The following is a 17,056-nucleotide window of genomic DNA, read 5'->3' on the forward strand; positions in this document are numbered from 1 at the left end:
CCCGGATCAAGTCCGGGATGACAGATTAGCCAATTCCGCGATGACAGATGGAGCAAGTCTGGGGTGACAGATGGAGCAAGTCTGGGGTGACAGATGAAGCAAGTCCGGCATGACAGCCTCTGTTTTTGTCATCCCGGGCGAAGACCCGGGATCCATGGTGCAGCGAAGCCCTTTGCCAACACCCGTTGCGCGCTTCGGTTCAAGGCTGCAAATGCAAAGCCAGCACCAGCACCTGGCTTGCGCCTTGCTCGCGCAACAGCGCCGCGGCCACGGTGGCAGCCCAGCGGGTGCGCACCGTGCTGGCGACCAGCAGCACCGGGCCGTTCGGCAGTTCCGCATCGTCGGCCAGACGAATGGCCGACTCCAGATGCGCCACAACAGGGGTCGAAGCGGTGTCGTCGGGCGCAGGCCCGCCGCGCCAGCTGAACACATCGTGCAGCGGCAAGCGGCCCTTGCGCGCAATGTGCTCGGCCAGCACGCGGTGGGCGGACATGTCGGGCGCGGGTAGGGGCACCACGCACACCGGGCGCGCAGGCCAGGTCTTGGCCCAGCGTCCCAACGTGGCCACGGCCCCGGCCAGCAAATCGGGCGGCACATCACCGGGGGCCAAGCGCAAAGCCTGCAGCTCAGCCACCCAGCCTGGATCATCGGCAAAGGCCACAGCGCGGCCCACATCAAAACCTCGGATCGTGCCTTTGCGGCCGCCCCCGGCCGGCCAGCGCTTGCGCGGCTCGATGTCCACGTCCATGCCGCGCAAGAAGTTGCGTGCCGCGATCAATTTGTCTTGTGAGGGCGTCAAGCCCGGAAACGGCACATGCCCAGTACAGACCGAACACCGCCCGCAAGGCGCGGGCGACGGGTCGTCCAGCGCCGTTTGCAAATACGCCATCAAACAGCCCGCACCGTGCGCGTATTGGCGCATGATGCCCGCCTCTTGCTGGCGCACCTGGGCCAGCGCTGTCCATTTGGCTGTGTCGTGCACATAGGGCACGCCGGTGGCCCGCCAGGCCGCGCCGTCTTTGTCCACCACGCCCTCTACCGCCAAAATTTTCAGCAGCGCCTCCAAACGCCCTCTTCGCACGCCCGTGTCGGCTTCGATCTCGATCAGGCTGCGTGCATCCCCGCCCAGGCTGTTCAGCACTTTCTCGGCCGTCTTCGGATCGGGAATGGACGCGGTAGCGAAGTAGTCCCAAATGCGCTCGTCCGCATCCGACGGCAGCAAGACCCCTTCGGCATGCGCCACCGCCCGCCCTGCCCGCCCAACCTGCTGGTAATAGGACACCGGTGTCGAGGGTGAGCCCACATGCACGCAAAAGCCAAGGTCCGGCTTGTCGTAGCCCATGCCCAGCGCCGAGGTGGCCACCACCGCCTTGACCTGGTTGTGGCGCAAGCGGTCTTCCACTTTCAGACGCGTGTCGGCGTCGGTCTGGCCCGAATAGGCCTCCACCTCGTGACCGCAGCTGCGCAGAAAAGCGGTGAGCCGCTCGGCCTCGGCCACCGTCAGCACATACACAATGCCCGAGCCGGGCAGCTGCTCCAGCGCGTCAGCGATCCAGGCGTAGCGCTGCAAGGGCGAGAGCCCCGGCACCACCGACAGCGTGAGCGAGGTGCGGGCCAGCGTGCCGCGAAACGTCACCGTGTTGGCGCCCAGCTGCTTGCCAATGTCATGCGTCACCCGCTCGTTGGCCGTGGCCGTGGTGGCCAGCACGCTGGCTGTTGGCGTGGACAACAGCGCCCGCGCCAAGCGCTGGTAATCGGGCCTGAAGTCAAAACCCCAATCGCTGATGCAATGCGCCTCGTCAATCACGATCAGGCCCACCCGGGCCAGCAAAGCGCCCAGCCGCGCCGCAAAGCGCGGGTTGCCCAGCCGCTCGGGCGAGACCAGCAGCACGTCGATGGCATCGTCGTCCAGCTGCTGAAACACCTCGTCCCAGTCGTCAATGTTGGTGGAGTTGACCGTAGCCGCCTTCAGGCCCGCCCGCTCGGCCGCGCTCACCTGGTCGCGCATGAGGGCCAACAGCGGCGACACCACCAGCGTGGGACCAGCGCCCGTGCTGCGAATGGCGTTCGTGGCCGCCCAATACACCGCCGACTTGCCCCAGCCCGTGGCCTGCACCACCAGCACACGGGATGCAGGTTGCAACACCGCATGCACCGCATCGACCTGGTCCGGGCGCGGCGTGGCACCCGGTCCGGCCAGTCGGGCCAGCACGGTGTTCATGTGGGTTTGAGCAAAGGCGCGGTCTTCGGCTTGGCGGGTGTGCATGGCGTTCTCCCTGAAATTTTGTTTGTGGCATTTTGCGACCAAGTGGACCATTCGGGAAGTCAACGACAATCACCATCTTTGACATTTGGTCTTCAGCGGCTTTTTATGGCGATTCAATGGTTCCCCGGACACATGCACCTCACGCGCAAGGCGATCGGGGAGCGCATCAAAGAGATTGACGTCGTCATCGAGATGTTGGACGCCCGCCTGCCCGGCTCAAGCGCCAACCCCATGCTGGCCGAGCTCATCAAGGGCAAGCCCGCACTCAAAATCCTGAGCAAGCAAGACCTGGCCGACCCCGCCCGCACGGCGCAGTGGCTGGCCCACTACAACGCCATGCCCGGCGTGAGCGCCTTGGGCCTGGACACCAGCATGACCTCGCCCACCAAGGCATTGATCGACGCTTGCCGCCAACTGGCCCCCAACCGGGGCGGCATGGTCAAGCCCATGCGCGTGCTCATTTGCGGCATCCCCAACGTGGGCAAATCGACGCTGATCAACACCCTCAAAGGCAAACGCGCCGCCAAAACCGGTGACGAAGCCGGGGTCACCAAGCAGGAAATGCGCATCGCTCTGGCCGACGACTTTTACCTCTACGACACGCCCGGCGTGCTGTGGCCGCGCATCATCGTCGAGCAAAGTGGCTACAACCTGGCCGCCAGCGGCGCGATTGGCGTGAACGCGTTTGACGAGGAAGTCGTGGCGCTGGAGCTGCTGAACTACCTGATCCCGCACTACCCGCAGGCGCTGACCGAGCGTTACAAGATCGCCGACGTGCCCAGCCACACCGATGAAACTCTGCTCGAAGCCATTGGCCGCGTGCGCGGCGCCATGCAAAGCGGCGGTCGCGTCAACACCACCAAGGCCGCGCACATCGTGATCCACGACTTCCGCTCTGGGGCCCTGGGCCGCGTGAGCATCGAAACGCCAGCGCAATTTGCCCAATGGCTGGCCGAAGGCAAGAAAGCCGATGCCGAGCGCGCTGTGCGCAAAGAAGCCACCGACAAGGCCAAAAAGTCGGGGCGCAAACAAGCTGGGAAGTGAGAGACTGATCGGCTGGGGTCAACCCTAGCACCCCACGTGACACCGCTGCAGAACTTTCTCCCCTAGCATCCGCTTCGGCAGATGCCCTGCCCAGGAGATGCTCCGTGAAAACTTCGCTCAAATATTGGCTGGCTGGACTGACTTTGGCGGCAAGCGCCGCCCATGCGGCCTACCCCGACAAGCCGATCAAAATTGTGGTGGCCTTCCCGCCCGGCAGCTCCACCGACATCGTGGCGCGCGCACTGAGCCAGCCCCTCGCAGAAGCCCTGGGCCAAGCCGTGGTGATTGAAAACCGCCCCGGCGCTGGCGGCAATATTGGCACCGTGGCCGTGACCCGCTCCGTCGCAGACGGCTACACCCTGCTCATGCACAGCGTGGCCTACTCGGTGAACCCCTCGCTCTACAGCAAGGCCGGTTACGAGGTCGGCAAAGAATTGACCGGCGTGGCCATGGCGGCCGTCTCGCCCAACATCATTTACGTGCACCCCTCGGTCAAGGCCAACAGCCTCAAAGAGCTGCTGGCACTGGCCCCCACGGACAAGCTCAGCTACGCATCGTCCGGCAATGGCACGACCACCCACCTGGGGGCCGAGTTGCTGTTCCGCAACCTGGCCAAGGTGGACATCTTGCACGCGCCCTACAGCCCGGCAGCGGCGGCCAACGCGGTGGTCAGCGGCCAGGTGCCGGTGGGCTCCACCTCGATCCCCCCCGTGGTGCAACTGGCCAAAGCAGGCAAAGTGCGCCCACTGGCCGTGACCAGCAGCAAGCGCAGCGGCGCCCTGCCCGACGTGCCCACCGTGGCCGAGCTGGGCTACCCCGGCTTTGAAGCCAACACCTGGTTTGCCATGCTGGCACCTGCGGGCACGCCCCGCGAAGTGCTGGACCGCCTGAACGCCGAGGTCAACAAGATCCTGCAAAACAAGGCGCTCAACGACAGCTTTGCGGCGCAATCGCTCGAAACCGTCCGCATGGACCGGCCCACACTCGACAACTACCTGGGCGCGGAAGCCAAAAAATGGGGGCTGGTCGTACAAGAGACCGGCGCCAAAGTGGACTGAGTCCACCGACATTCACACCACCTTCAAGAAGAAAGAACCCATGAAACTCATCAGCTACACGCAGGACAACGCCACCCGCTACGGGGTCTTGTTGGCCACAGGCGTGGTGGACATGCGCCAGTGCATGGACAACGCGCCCACCAGCATCAACGACTTCTTTGCCCTGGCCAGCGGCAACGCGGCGCTGATGGCCAGCATCGCCCAACGCGCCGCCAGCGCACAAGCCACGGCCTTGAGCCAAGTGAGCTTGCTGCCTTGCGTGCCACGCCCCAGCAAAATCATTTGCCTGGGCGTGAACTACCACGACCACGCGGCCGAAGGCGGCAACAAAGTGGCGGACTACCCCACCATCTTTTTCCGTGGGCCTTCGTCGCTGCTCGCGCACAAAGGCACCATCCCGATCCCGCCCATCTCCACCTCTTTAGACTACGAGGCCGAACTGGCCTTGGTGATTGGCAAAACCACCCGCAATGTGAGCGAGGCCGACGCGCTGGATTCGGTGTTTGCCTACGCCTGCTTCAACGACGCCACTTTCCGCGACTACCAGCGCAAGACGACCCAATGGACCGTGGGCAAGAACTTTGACCAAACCGGGGGCTTTGGCCCCCACTTGGTCACCGCAGACGAGTTGCCACCCGGCTGCGTGGGCCTGCACATCGAGTCACGCCTGAACGGCCAGGTCATGCAAAGCGCCAGCACCACCGACATGGTGTTCCATGTGGCCCCCACGATTGCCATGATGTCGGCCTGCATGACCCTGGAGCCCGGTGACGTGATCGTGATGGGCACGCCAGCCGGTGTGGGCTATGCGCGCAAACCGCCGGTGTGGATGCAGCCCGGCGACACCATCGAGATCGACATCGAAGGCATCGGCATTTTGAGCAACCAGATTGGCCTGCTGGCCCGCTGAACCGGGCATACCTCTTCATGACGCCAACCCTCCAGGTCGATGTTCTGATTGCGGGCGGTGGCCCTTGCGGCCTGATGCTGGCCATTGAATTGGGCCGACGCAACATCCGCTGCCTGCTGGTGGACGCCAAGCCCGGCACCGCCTTCAACCCGCAAGCCAACGCCACGCAGGCTCGGACCATGGAGCATTTCCGTCGGCTGGGTTTTGCGCATGAAATCCGCAGCATGGGTTTGCCGCCTGATCACCCGACCGACATCGCTTACCTGACCCGCTTTGCAGGCACCGAGCTGGCCCGCTTGCGCTTGCCCACAGCGGCCGCAGCGCCACAGGCGATCAAAAACATGTCGGGCTCATGGAGCGCGGCCGAGCTGCCCCACCGGGTCTCGCAAAAGTTTGTCGAAGTGAACTTGCACCGGCATGCCCAAGCACAAGCCAGTGTCGAGATGCGCTACGGCTGGCGGCTTCAGGCCTTCAAGGACACCGGCGCGGGCATCGAGGCAACGGTGCAAGCCGTGGATGGCGGCGAGTCGCTGAACGTGCAGGCCGCCTACATGGTGGGGGCCGATGGCGCACGCAGTTTTGTGCGGCACGAACTGGGCATTGCCTGGGGCGGCGCCACCGGCTTCAAGCGCAACTTCATGGGCGGCAAGATGCTGGCCGTGTACCTCAAAGCGCCCGAGTTCTATGCCCGCAACCCCAATGACCGGTCCTGGATGTACGTGGTGGTCAACCCCGAGCTGCGCGCCTTCATCATGTCGGTCGACGGGGTGAGCGAATTTGCCTTTCACATCCAGATGGCCGATGACGCCGCCACCGAAGCCCTGACCGAAGCCGATGCCAGGCGTTTGTTTGCGCAGGCCTATGGGCAAGCCATCGAGATCGAGATTTTGTCCATGGCCACCTGGATGGCCGGGCACGCGCTGGTGGCCGAGTCGTTCCAGCAAGGCCGTGTCTTTCTGGGCGGTGATGCCGCGCACCTGTTCACCCCCACCGGTGGCTTGGGTTACAACACGGCGGTCGAAGACGCGGTCAACCTGAGCTGGAAACTCGCCAGCGTGCTCAAGGGACTGGCCCCGCCCGCCTTGCTGGACAGCTACCACTTGGAGCGCCACCCGCTGGCGGTGCGCAACACCGGCTATGCCCGTCAATTTGCGGACTCCATCGGTTTGTTCGACGCAGCCCCCGAGCTGGAAGACGACAGCCCGCAAGGCGAAGCGGCACGGACGCTGGCCTCGGAATACCTGAACGGCCATGTGCGGCGCGAATTCAACATCCCGGGCGTGACCTTTGGCGGGCGCTACGACGGCAGCCCCATCATCGTGGGCGACGGCAGCTCGGCCCCGCCCGATGCCGCCAACAGCTACACCCCCTGCGCCACGCCGGGCGGCAGACCGCCCCACGCCTGGCTGGCCGATGGCCGCTCGCTGTATGACAGCTTCAACTTCGAATGGACCTTGCTGGCATTGGGCGATGCGCCGCCAAATGCCCAGGCTTTCACGCAAGCGGCCCGTGACATCGGACTGGATTTGAAAGTGGTGAGCCACCCTGGCCCCGACTTGCTGGCGCTGTATGAGGCGCCCTTGGTCTTGATACGCCCTGACCAGATCGTGGCCTGGCGAGGTCACGAGGCCACCCACGCACACGTCATCCTGGCACAAGCGCTGGGACTGGTACCGGGATAAGGCGCTACAGTCCATGGTCAATCCACGGACCCGAACACGCCTTCATGAACATCCACCACGCCACGCCAGACAAAGACGCCATCGCCCTGCTCCCACCTTTTGAACGGCTGGGGCTGGACCGCATCACACTGGTGAGCACGGGTGCTCAAGCGCAAGAGGCCAAAGCGCAACTGCGCAACGCTACGGCCTGGGGCTTTGATACAGAGTCCAAGCCCACCTTTCGTGTGGGCGAACAATCGGACGGGCCGCACATCCTGCAGTTGTCCACCGCTGAACGCGCTTGGGTGTTTCAACTGCACGAAGGCGAGTGCCGAGACGTGGCGGCCGAACTGCTGGCGCTTGCAGGCATCGTCAAGGCTGGTTTTGGTTTGGGCGATGACCGCAAACGCATCATCCAGAAACTGGGCATTGAGCCCCAAGGCATCCTGGAGCTCAACACCGTCTTTCACCAACGCGGTTACCGCAAGGACATGGGCGTCAAAGGCGCGGTGGCGGTGCTGTTCAATGAACGCTTCATCAAATCCAAGAAGGCGGCCACCAGCAACTGGGCCAACGCCCGCTTGAGCGAGTCACAACTGGTGTACGCCGCCAACGATGCCTACGCGGCCTACCGCGTTTGGCAAGCATTGGCGATTTGAATACAGCTCAGTAAACCGTACACGCCTGCTCAAAACTCAAGCGCGGGTTGCGCGCAAACAGTTTGCTCTCATCGCCATAGCCCAGGTTGATGAGAAAGTTGGCCGTGCAGCGCCCGTCCGGGAAAAACTCTGCATTGACTTTGGCCAGGTCCACACCACTCATCGGGCCGCAGTCTAGGCCCAAGGCGCGGGCAGCGATCATGAAATAAGCCCCACCCAAAGTGCCGTTGCGCGTGGCAGTGCCTTGTGCCAATGCGGCATTGCCTTCAAACAGCGCTTTGGCCCCGGGGTTGTTGGGAAAGACCACAGGCATGTGCTCGTAGAACTGGTTGTCGGTGGCCACGATCACGCACACGGGGGCCGATTCGGTCTTGACCACGTTACCAGGGCTCAGTGCTGGCATGAGACGCGCCTTGGCGGCTTCGGTCGTGAGGAACACATAACGCGTGGGCTGCGCGTTCATCGATGTCGCGCCCATCTTGGCGATGTCGTAAATGTCTTGCAGCAGCGAAGCTGGCACGGGTTTGTCGAGAAAGCCGTTGGCCGTGCGGGCGTTCAGAAACAGTTGCTCAATGGCGGCGTTGTCAATTTTCATGATGATGCGGTTCCAGTTGGAAAGATGGGGAGAATTTATTCTGCTTTGATGCCGATGTCGCGCACCAACTTGGTCCAGCGCTCCACATCGCGACGCACCAAGGCGCGGGTCTGCTCGGCATTGAGTGCCAAGGGCTTGCCACCCGCCTTGCGGAAGTTGTCTTGCAAATCCGTTTGCGCAATGACTTTGGCCAGCTCACTGCGCAGGCGCTCTTGCACATCGGCGGGTGTCTTTTTGGGCACGAAATAGCCAAACCAAGACTCCAGATCCAGCTGTGCCACACCGCTTTCCAAAATGGTGGAGACATCCGGGTGCATCGGGTTGCGCTCGGCACCCGAAACCGCCAGGGCCTTCACGGTGCCCGCATTCACCTGCACGCGGGCCGTGGAAGACAGATCGAAGAACAGGTCAACGCGCCCGCCCAATAAATCTTGATAAGCCGCCTGGGCCCCGCGATACGGCACATGCACCAGGTTCACCCCCGCCAAATGCCACAGAGCCGCAGCCAGCACATGTTGTCCTGAGCCGTTGCCCGCAGAGGCATAGGTCAGCTTGCCGGGGTTGGCCTTGGCATACGCCACGACATCTTTGAGCGAGTTGAAAGGCAAATCTTTACGGGCCATCAAGGTGTAGCTGTAGCTCACGGCCAAACCCACCGGCTCGAAATCGCGCAAGCTGTCGTAGGAGAGCTTGTCGTACAAACCCATGTTCAGCGCGATGTTGGAGACCGAGCCCAACAGCAATGTGTAGCCATCGGGATCGGCTTTGGCGGCAGCATCCGTGCCCACCAGCGTGCCCGAGCCGGGCTTGTTCTCCACCACGATGCTTTGCCCCAGCGGCTTACCCAATCGCTCGGCCAGCGCACGCGCCACAAAGTCAAAACCGCCACCGGGTGGCTGAGGCACGATCACCTTGAGTGCGCGATTGGGGTACGCGCCCTGCCCCCATGCGCCAGGCGCCAGCCCGACCAAGCCCGCAGCGGACAAGGCCTGCAAGAAAGCCCGGCGATGCGCATCAGACACAGGAATACGAGTTTGATCCATGGAATTCACCTCACAAAATGAATGCGATTTTTTGAACTCAGCGCTCCAGTGCGCCACCAGCGAGCCAGCGTGCGCCGCGCTTGTACAGCTCATCGACCACCGGGCCCTTGAGCATGGGCATGTCCATCTTGACCGTGTAACCAATGCGCGTCTGGATATAGGCCAGATGGCGATAACCCTCCGGGAAGGTGGCCAGTGCCGCCGTGTCGAGCTTGAGCACGGCCGTGGAGTCCACCGGATCAATGCGGTCTTTTTCGTAGATGGGTTGGCGGTGCAGCAACTTCCACTCGCCGTTGTGACGGGTCACGAAATCGTAAAAACGCCCTGTGCAAACCACATCGCACAGCACGGGGCCGTTTTCGCCCTCCACCATGCCGCGCTGCGAAATGGTCATCTTGGTCTGGGCAATGGCCCGGTCACCCGCGACCTCGACGGCAGAGCCGCCCAGAAAGTGCAAGATGCTCACGCCCTTGGCCCAACCTTCTTGGGTCACGCGGATGAATTCGCTGAACGGCCCCTGAAACCAGGTGGCCATCATCACGCCCTCGGGGTGCCACACGGTGGCAAAGCGGTCCCAATCGCCGGCGTCGCGCCAAACGGCCCAACGCTCGACCATTTGGCGGATCAACAACTCATCGTTCAATGCTGGGCTCATCTCTTGTCTCCTGATCAATCAATTGGGGGTGTAGTCCACTTGGTGGCGCGCAATGCGCAAATCTGCCACCTCATTCTTCACACGCGTGTGCTCTGGGTGACTGGCATAGGCATCCAGCGAGGCCTGGCTGTCAAATTCGCTGTACAGCACCACATCGCAGGCGTAGTCGATGCGGCTGCTGTCCACCCCGATTTCCAGGTGCAGCAAACCGGGGATACGGCCTCGCAAACTCTCAAAGCTGCGCTGAATCTGATTCACAGCCCCCAGGCGCTCCTCGGCTGAGTCGCTGCGGACGTTCCACATCACAATGTGTTTGATCATGGCGTATGTCCTTCATGCTGCGGGCGGAAAGCCCATTTTTTGGGGCCATAGGTTAACAAAGGCCTGCACAGATGCGTTGCCATACAAACCGGCTCGGGTGAACGGCTCATCGGCCAGCCACGCATGCGCCGCATCGCGGCTGGGGAAATCCATCACCAGCAGACTGCCCAACATGGTGGTGCCATCGTCGTGGGTGAACGGCCCTGCAAACGCGATGCGCTCAGCTGCAGCCGCCAGATAAGCCTTGTGCTCGGGCCGAACGCGCTGGCGCAGCGCGGACGAGTCGGGTTTATCGATCAAGATGAATGCAAAAAGCATCATTTGTCTCCGTGTTGGGGTGTTTGAGATCATTCTTTCATGCGCCCAACACAGGATCAGTCCTGCAGAAGACACCCCTGCGAAGCCCTAAAATTGGCCCGGTCCTGGGATCGCTGTTCGAGCCCAACCACAACCGAATTTCCACCATGTCCGAAGCCACGGCCCCATGTGCCGACACACCCCCAGAAACCACCAACACAGTGCTGGACTTTGCCAACGCCTTGTGGCGCGTGCGCAGGCCCAAGCCGTTTGTGTTGGTGATCGAAGGTGAAGTCGGCCAAGAAGGCACGGCGCCCAGCGACTACCTGCACGAGCAACTGCTCTTGCCCGAATGGCGCGAAGCCTTTTACCAATTGGTGGATGCCACCGGCTTGGTGGTCTGCCTGAATGCACACACACAGCACCCCACCTACCGCGACGTGCGCGGGCGCTCCAGCAAAGGGCGGCTGAGCCAGGGCGAGTACTACCACCACGACGGCTGCACCGGCCCCGTCAAGCCGCGCTTTGTGGAAATTCGCTGCCCCATCCAGCCGCAAACACGCGGCGTGGCCACTGCTGTAGCGCCCCATCACGATGTGGTCAAAGCCATGGTGCAAGTGCTGCCCGCCGAGTTGGCCACCACGCCAGCGCTGGCCGGACGGGACATGAGCCTGACCACCATCAGCCAGATGGACGATGCCGCGCTCGACCACTTGCAAGGCCTCATCACGCGCACCGTGCGCAAGAAGCTCAACGCCGAAGGCGCACGCAGCTACTTCCGCCAAGTGGATGCCGCGGCCAACGCCTACTTTGAACCCTGGGCCTTGGGCGAAAGCCGATTTATTGCCAACGCCAACAGCGGCATCACCATGCAACACCGCCGCGCCTACCAAGCCCCGCACACCGGCGGCGTGGCCAATGGTCACTTGGTCAAACGCTGGACGAATGAAGAGCTGTTGCTACCCGGCCAAGTGGTGGACCAAGCCTTGATTGCGGCGCTGTGCAGCGAAGAAGGTGATGAATCGGATGGGGAGCGGGCTGAAGGGTGTTACCTCGGGGCGCATTGATTGCGCCGCCCGGCCCTGGGCATTGGAAATGATGTGCGCCACCCAAATTCAACAATGGTTGACCGCGCGTTAGAAAGATCTGATCTCTCGCTTAATGCTTGAGTGCCATTCCCAGTGTGTTGGAGAGATCGGCACGCAAGATGTATTGCTCCAGCAGGACTCGACTTTGCTGGATTTGCTGCTGCAGATCGGAGGGGGAGGCAAGCATGACTTGGTGGTGCGTGGCGCCGGCGACCGCAGCAAAGGCCCCTGCAGCTTTGATGCCGCGTATGGCTTCAATGATGCTTTGTTGCATGTGCAAGGGCATTTGCGCTGATGCGCAAACCGACAGCCAGTTGTAAAACTGAAAGGCTTGGGCCTCGGGTGTGTCTGCAACAGAGGCCATGGTGGGCACCGTGTTGTGCTTGCCCCACTCGATGGGCTCTGCACCGCTGGTGAGCAAGACGCGGTAATGTTGATCAAGTGGCGGCAACAGCGAACCTATGCTGATAACGGCCAAGTCCAGCTCTCCCTTGGCCAAGCTCTCCATGGAGGGCAGGTCTCCATCGGTGTTGTAGGCATCACCCATGGCAAACACCGATTTATCCAAGTGTGCGGCGACAAAATGAGCTGGCGAGCCCAGCCCTGAGACGCCAATTCGCAAACGGCGTTTGCTGCGCTTGATTTTTTGCCAATGGTCCAAGTCGGAATTTCTGTGACTGATCAAGACCATAGGGCCTTGAATCAGGCCGAGCAACACTTTGAGCGCACTGTCGGCTTTGACACTCATGAATGGGTTCATGCTGTCACCAATGGTGAGTACCGTTGGCCCAGCGATCATCAGATCCCATTGGCCTTGGTGACCGGCTTCCAGCAAGGAACGCACCGCGCTCATATTGGAGTAGCCCGGGATGTGCTGCACAGTCCAGTTTTGTTGCTTGATTTGATTCAGCTCAGAGACGAGCGTGTTGGCCAAGAGGCTGGATATGCCCCCAGGCTGAAACGGCACCAACACCCGCATTTGACTTTGCGCCCTCACCAGCGGCCAAGCGGCCAACATCAATCCGAAGGTGCAGAGGTGACGAAGGGTTTGGCGTTTGTGGATCATGTGTTTTTTTATGAAATTTTAGCTATTAATTATTAATAATAATTAAATATTCAATTTATGTAAAGCATCTGGGCTATCTTGATGCAGCAAGCAAACACAGCCGTTATCGACATGGCAAGCAAACACTTGCAGAAGTGGCAAGCTGACTAAAACAACTCAATCACTTGCCTCAAAAGTGACAGCTACGCAGGCGGCTCCTGCATAAAGTGCAGCCCAGATCCCTCATCGAAAGAGCACCCATGTCGTCCGCATCAACCTCAGCAAACGCCACATCACACAGCCAAGACGACCCCGTTTGGCAAGCCAAGGTGCACTTGGCCGCCGCTTTGCGTTTGGCGGTGCTGCACGACTTTGACGAAGGCATCGACAACCATTTCACCGTCATGGTGCCTGGGCGTGAAGACCAGTACCTGATCTCGCCCTTTGGCGTGCATTGGTCCGAAGCCAAAGCCAGCACCATGATGGTTTTCAACGAAGCGGGCGAAACGCTGGAAGGCACTGGCGTGGTCGAGTTGTCGGCGCAATCGATCCACGCCCCGGTGCACCGCCTCACGGGTGCCAAAGTGGTGCTGCACACCCACCAACCCTGGGCCACGGCTTTGAACATGCTCAAAGCCAACCGCTTGCTGCCCGCCACCCAAACCGCCGCCTTTTTTGACGGCGTCATCGCCTACGATGACCACTACACCGGGCTGGCCGCAGAATTGTCCGAGGGCGAACGCTTGTCGCAGCTCATGAGCGGCGGCAAAACCGTGCTCTTCATGAAAAACCATGGCGTGATGACGGTCGGTGACACCGTGGCACAAGCCTACCGCCGGCTCTACAAACTCGAAAAAGCCTGCCGCACCCAAGTGCTGGCCATGGGCACCGGCCAGCCCCTGAACGTGCTGACCGAATCCGTGATCCAGCGCATCAAAAATCCCAGCCCCCATGACCGACACCCCCGCAGCGAACGCGAGCGCCTGTTTTTTGAAGCCATGATGCGGGTGGTCGACCGGGTGAACCCGGGTTATGCCGACTAAAACCTTGATTGCCGCGCTGTGCAGCGAAGAAGGTGACGAAGCGGATGGCGAGCGGGCTGAGGGGTGTTACCTCGGGGCGCATTGAGCGCCATCTCAGTCGGAGGTGTTCCCCGGCAACTCTGCAAACTTGGCCGCCATCGTGGGGTTACCCCGTGTGAGCTTCTTGATCGTCAAGTCGTCGGCCTTGTCGTTGGCCAGGCGCAAATTGTTGGCCGACTTGTGCAGCGCTTCCTTGGTTTTTTCCAGGTCCTTGATCGCTTCGTCAATGCGCTTGACGGCTTCTTCAAAGCCCTCAGAGGCCAGACGCCAATTGCGCCCAAACGCCGTCTTGAATTCGTCCAGCTGGGTTTCAAACTTGGTGATGTCCACGTTCTGCGAGCGCACCAAGGCCAGCTCGGACTTGTACTTCATCGCGTTCAAAGCGGCATTGCGCAACAGCGTGATCAGGGGCACAAAAAACTGCGGCCGCACCACGTACATCTTGGGGTAGCGGTGCGACACATCGACGATGCCACTGTTGTACAACTCGCTCTCCGGCTCCAGCAGGGACACCAGCACCGCGTACTCGCACGCCTTTTCTGTGCGGTCCTTGTCCAGCTCTTTCAGAAAATCTTCGTTCCGCTTCTTGGTGGCCGTCTCGTCGCTCTCGTTCTTCATCTCAAACATGATGGAGACGATCTCAGCACCCGACTCGTCCGAGTCGCGAAAAATGTAGTCACCCTTGCTGCCGGTGCGGGTGTCGTTGTCTTTCTCAAAATGCGCCCGCTGGAAGGCCGCCGCACGGATGCGGTTGAACTCGATCTCGCAGTGCTGCTCCAGGGTTTCACCCACCATCTTGGTTGACAGCCGCGCCTTTAGTAACACCTATAACCCGCTGGACTCTCGAAGAATATTTTCGCATCCAAAAACCCAATCCAAAGTGCTGTCCAATGCGACATTCTTGTCTTTCGAGAATTCAACAAGTTCATCCATCCGAATTTTCTCGTGCACACTGAATAGTTCTAACACAGAGGGGATTGAGGTCGCTTGTACTTTTCCAACCGTAAACAAGATACTTCCAAGGAATGAATCAACGTATATGTGCAAATGCTCTACCAATGTAGAAAGGTACGGCAGCGACTCTGCCGAATGAACTATTAGGTTGCGATTCCAATAAATTCGATTCATCTGCCAAGTGAGTTTTTCGCGATGATGTACAAGAGTCGCCTTTGTCATCTTTGGATTTTCGAATCGCTTCACTAACTCAAAGAGCCGATACAAGAGCACAGAGTCCTTTTGTGATACCAGCTCTGTAAGTTTTGTTCTCGTGTCAATATATGTCGGGTTTAACAGTACCAACGCAAGTCGTTCCCGCGATTCCGATACTTCGATCAATTCAGGCCCGAACAATTCAGCTAACTGAGCTTCACCGAATAATTTGAGAATGCGATTGGCTATCAAAGAAAAAAGTCTTTGGGGATACTGAAGTGTTAAGCAAGATAGAACAGCTTCCCGAACAAAGGCAATCTTTGATCCTGCAGTCGACGGCACGCCGACAAATCCTTCTAGACAAGACCAAAGGTTTAGCAATTGTTCTTCGTGTCGTTTTGAAGCTAATGCTGCCCCGTGATATTCAATTGCTTGACCTAAACGTGCTTTGGCTGCATTTGACAAGCGGCTTTCGTTGAAAAAAAAGTCCAGAAGATTGAGGCCTATAGCCAACTCACTTTCTGTAGTTCTTGAAATGAAACTTAGTGGAGAGGATGAACGAGGAAGAATACTGGTGAAAGTGGTTTCAGACTCAATGCACAACCCTTTGTTGTGAATGTGAACTGGGAGATGATGATCGAGAAACTGGACTTGTTCGCCAACGCGATCAATGACGTTGAAAAAGTGCTTCACAGCACCGTGCTGACAAACACTTTTTCCATTGTATTCAATAGCTGTTGTTGTCAATGATAAATCTACAGTTTTATTGAACTTAACAAAATTTTTTTGCGATCGTATTCTTCCCAATAATGTGGCGTCATGAATTGACCACCCACTTTTCCGCACGATAGCATTGGCCATAGCATGTGAAACATACCCAATTACTGAGTAATCCTTAGGTTCGAAATTAAACATCTCTAGAAAGAGCTCTACAGTGTGAGGCGCTCCGTCATTCAGTTTTTTTTGTTTATTTTTCGTCGACAATTTTTGGACAATGGAATAAATATAAGGTCGCGGAAATCCAATCAGTTCATATTCGACGATTAGTGCATCTAGCAATTGAATTACCCTGACCTTAGACCAGTCTGATTTACTAGCTTCCAGTTGCAGTTGTTGGCATAGGCTTTCTCGATAATCCCGAAATTGAAGTAGGAGAGCAGACATTGCGGGCAAGAACTGTGTTCTCTTCCCCCATCCGGTTTTTACGCGCATCAATAGCTCTTGTATGAGTTGCTTCCTACCCCCGCGGATAATAGGATCAGATTGGATGCTCCAAGAAATTTCCAAAAAGAATGAATCAATTGACGCGCTGATAAATTCTTGATTTTCTGCCTGGCCTCCAATGCGATTAAGTTCAACTATTCGCAAATGGGAATTTAGTGCAGGTGCCTTAAATGAGTCAGGGGAATAGTCAAAAAGCGCCTCATGCAAACGCTGCAAAAAGAATATTGTGAAGGTATCAGTTGATAATGTTTCTTCAGTCACTTTTTGTTTCATCAATGTGTTGTCAATTGATAGGATGCCGGTCATTTTTTACCTTCTGAAATTTGATGGTGTATCGATTCTTTTTACGTCGTATTGCTTGAGCGCTAATGACGCCTTCTTTCATTTGTTCAACCTGCTGCCCTTGGCTGAGTTCTTATCCTCATACGTCAGAAACCCAATGGGTCGTTTGAGCGGCTCTGGTGGTGTGGTCAGCTCTCGGACCGCATCAAGCAGTTGGCGCAATTGCAACCGGGTATTGCTACTAAAGGTTTTGTGCGACATTTCTAGAGACTCGGTCTTCGTCTCAACCTCTGCTAGGCGCTGGGCGATATCTGCATTGGAAGCGAGTGACGGGCGCAACGGCACAAACGCCCGCTCGACATAAATTCCCATCTCAACTGCTTGGCTTGAACCCAGCACATTGGCCACCTGAATTGCACCCTGCTCGGTAAACGCAAACGGCCGCGCCTTGGAGAACTTCAGGTTTCGGAGGTGGTTGCAATTTGCTACCACCTCGCCTTTTTCATCCTGCGTGAGTTGAAACAGAAAGTGGCCGGGGATCAGAGAAGTCAAAATTTGTATGCGAAAAAAGTTCACATAAGCATATTCTGAATTTGGCCCAAAAAAACCCAGCTCATCACAAATTTGAATTTTTTGAGGCGTGTGGGGCTGGACTTGGCCCATAGCCACAAAGGCCC

General features: G+C 58.9%; 16 protein-coding genes and 1 pseudogene. 7 read left to right on the forward strand and 10 right to left on the reverse strand.

The window, feature by feature from the left end; genetic code table 11:
* Window positions 1-199: 199 nt before the first annotated feature.
* A complete protein-coding gene (locus tag B9Z43_RS03500) occupies window positions 200-2,266 on the reverse strand; it encodes an ATP-dependent DNA helicase RecQ (RefSeq protein ID WP_233250003.1) in 2,067 nt (688 codons plus the stop codon).
* 105 nt (window positions 2,267-2,371) lie between these two features.
* On the opposite strand from B9Z43_RS03500, the gene ylqF reads away from it, so the two are divergent.
* The 5 genes from ylqF (at window position 2,372) to B9Z43_RS03525 (ending at window position 7,598) form a co-directional block, all read left to right on the forward strand.
* Window positions 2,372-3,310, forward strand: coding sequence for a ribosome biogenesis GTPase YlqF (gene ylqF, locus B9Z43_RS03505; RefSeq protein WP_108322729.1), 939 nt, complete (start codon window positions 2,372-2,374; stop codon window positions 3,308-3,310).
* 104 nt (window positions 3,311-3,414) lie between these two features.
* Window positions 3,415-4,368: a tripartite tricarboxylate transporter substrate binding protein gene (locus B9Z43_RS03510; RefSeq protein WP_158270056.1), complete on the forward strand. Its 954-nt coding sequence runs from the start codon at window positions 3,415-3,417 to the stop codon at window positions 4,366-4,368.
* Between the two features lie 40 nt (window positions 4,369-4,408).
* Complete coding sequence (locus tag B9Z43_RS03515) at window positions 4,409-5,278, forward strand: fumarylacetoacetate hydrolase family protein (protein WP_108322731.1); 870 nt, start codon at window positions 4,409-4,411, stop codon at window positions 5,276-5,278.
* Between the two features lie 17 nt (window positions 5,279-5,295).
* The gene (locus B9Z43_RS03520) at window positions 5,296-6,960 is read left to right on the forward strand and encodes an FAD-dependent oxidoreductase (RefSeq protein WP_108322732.1); all 1,665 of its coding nucleotides are present in this window, start codon (window positions 5,296-5,298) and stop codon (window positions 6,958-6,960) included.
* A gap of 44 nt (window positions 6,961-7,004) precedes the next feature.
* Window positions 7,005-7,598 carry a 3'-5' exonuclease gene (locus B9Z43_RS03525; RefSeq protein WP_108322733.1) on the forward strand — a complete coding sequence of 198 codons (594 nt, stop codon included), beginning with the start codon at window positions 7,005-7,007 and terminating at the stop codon, window positions 7,596-7,598.
* Between the two features lie 7 nt (window positions 7,599-7,605).
* Here B9Z43_RS03525 and B9Z43_RS03530 read toward each other — a convergent pair whose 3' ends face one another.
* The 5 genes from B9Z43_RS03530 to B9Z43_RS03550 are packed head-to-tail and all read right to left on the reverse strand — an operon-like array spanning window position 7,606 to window position 10,530.
* On the reverse strand, window positions 7,606-8,193 hold the full coding sequence (locus B9Z43_RS03530) for a malonic semialdehyde reductase (RefSeq protein ID WP_199222238.1): 588 nt from the start codon (window positions 8,191-8,193) through the stop codon (window positions 7,606-7,608).
* Window positions 8,194-8,228: 35 nt separating this feature from the next.
* The gene (locus B9Z43_RS03535) at window positions 8,229-9,236 is read right to left on the reverse strand and encodes a tripartite tricarboxylate transporter substrate binding protein (RefSeq protein WP_158270057.1); all 1,008 of its coding nucleotides are present in this window, start codon (window positions 9,234-9,236) and stop codon (window positions 8,229-8,231) included.
* A gap of 37 nt (window positions 9,237-9,273) precedes the next feature.
* Window positions 9,274-9,891 (reverse strand): nuclear transport factor 2 family protein, encoded by a 618-nt coding sequence (locus tag B9Z43_RS03540; RefSeq protein ID WP_108322736.1) that lies wholly within the window; start codon window positions 9,889-9,891, stop codon window positions 9,274-9,276.
* Window positions 9,892-9,909: 18 nt separating this feature from the next.
* Window positions 9,910-10,212 (reverse strand): Dabb family protein, encoded by a 303-nt coding sequence (locus B9Z43_RS03545; protein WP_108322737.1) that lies wholly within the window; start codon window positions 10,210-10,212, stop codon window positions 9,910-9,912.
* A gap of 12 nt (window positions 10,213-10,224) precedes the next feature.
* Complete coding sequence (locus B9Z43_RS03550; RefSeq protein WP_108323244.1) at window positions 10,225-10,530, reverse strand: YciI family protein; 306 nt, start codon at window positions 10,528-10,530, stop codon at window positions 10,225-10,227.
* 146 nt (window positions 10,531-10,676) lie between these two features.
* On the opposite strand from B9Z43_RS03550, the gene B9Z43_RS03555 reads away from it, so the two are divergent.
* Window positions 10,677-11,576, forward strand: a complete 900-nt coding sequence (locus B9Z43_RS03555) for a hypothetical protein (protein ID WP_108322738.1) — start codon at window positions 10,677-10,679, stop codon at window positions 11,574-11,576.
* A gap of 91 nt (window positions 11,577-11,667) precedes the next feature.
* On the opposite strand, the gene B9Z43_RS03560 is transcribed toward B9Z43_RS03555, so the two are convergent.
* A complete protein-coding gene (locus tag B9Z43_RS03560) occupies window positions 11,668-12,663 on the reverse strand; it encodes a tripartite tricarboxylate transporter substrate-binding protein (protein WP_108322739.1) in 996 nt (331 codons plus the stop codon).
* 239 nt (window positions 12,664-12,902) lie between these two features.
* Between B9Z43_RS03560 and B9Z43_RS03565 the strand changes: the two genes are divergently transcribed.
* Window positions 12,903-13,685 (forward strand): class II aldolase/adducin family protein, encoded by a 783-nt coding sequence (locus B9Z43_RS03565; protein WP_108322740.1) that lies wholly within the window; start codon window positions 12,903-12,905, stop codon window positions 13,683-13,685.
* A gap of 93 nt (window positions 13,686-13,778) precedes the next feature.
* Here B9Z43_RS03565 and B9Z43_RS03570 read toward each other — a convergent pair.
* The 3 genes and pseudogenes from B9Z43_RS03570 to B9Z43_RS03580 form a co-directional block, all read right to left on the reverse strand.
* Window positions 13,779-14,543 (reverse strand): annotated as a pseudogene (locus B9Z43_RS03570) (DUF2130 domain-containing protein); the annotation flags it as partial.
* 6 nt (window positions 14,544-14,549) lie between these two features.
* Complete coding sequence (locus B9Z43_RS16995; protein ID WP_146183907.1) at window positions 14,550-16,403, reverse strand: hypothetical protein; 1,854 nt, start codon at window positions 16,401-16,403, stop codon at window positions 14,550-14,552.
* Between the two features lie 75 nt (window positions 16,404-16,478).
* Entirely contained in the window at window positions 16,479-17,042 is a 564-nt protein-coding gene (locus tag B9Z43_RS03580) for an ORF6N domain-containing protein (protein ID WP_233250004.1), read from the reverse strand.
* Between the last annotated feature and the right edge of the window lie 14 nt (window positions 17,043-17,056).

Source organism: Limnohabitans sp. MMS-10A-192 (genome assembly GCF_003063335.1).
Classification (GTDB): Bacteria; Pseudomonadota; Gammaproteobacteria; order Burkholderiales; family Burkholderiaceae_C; genus Limnohabitans_A.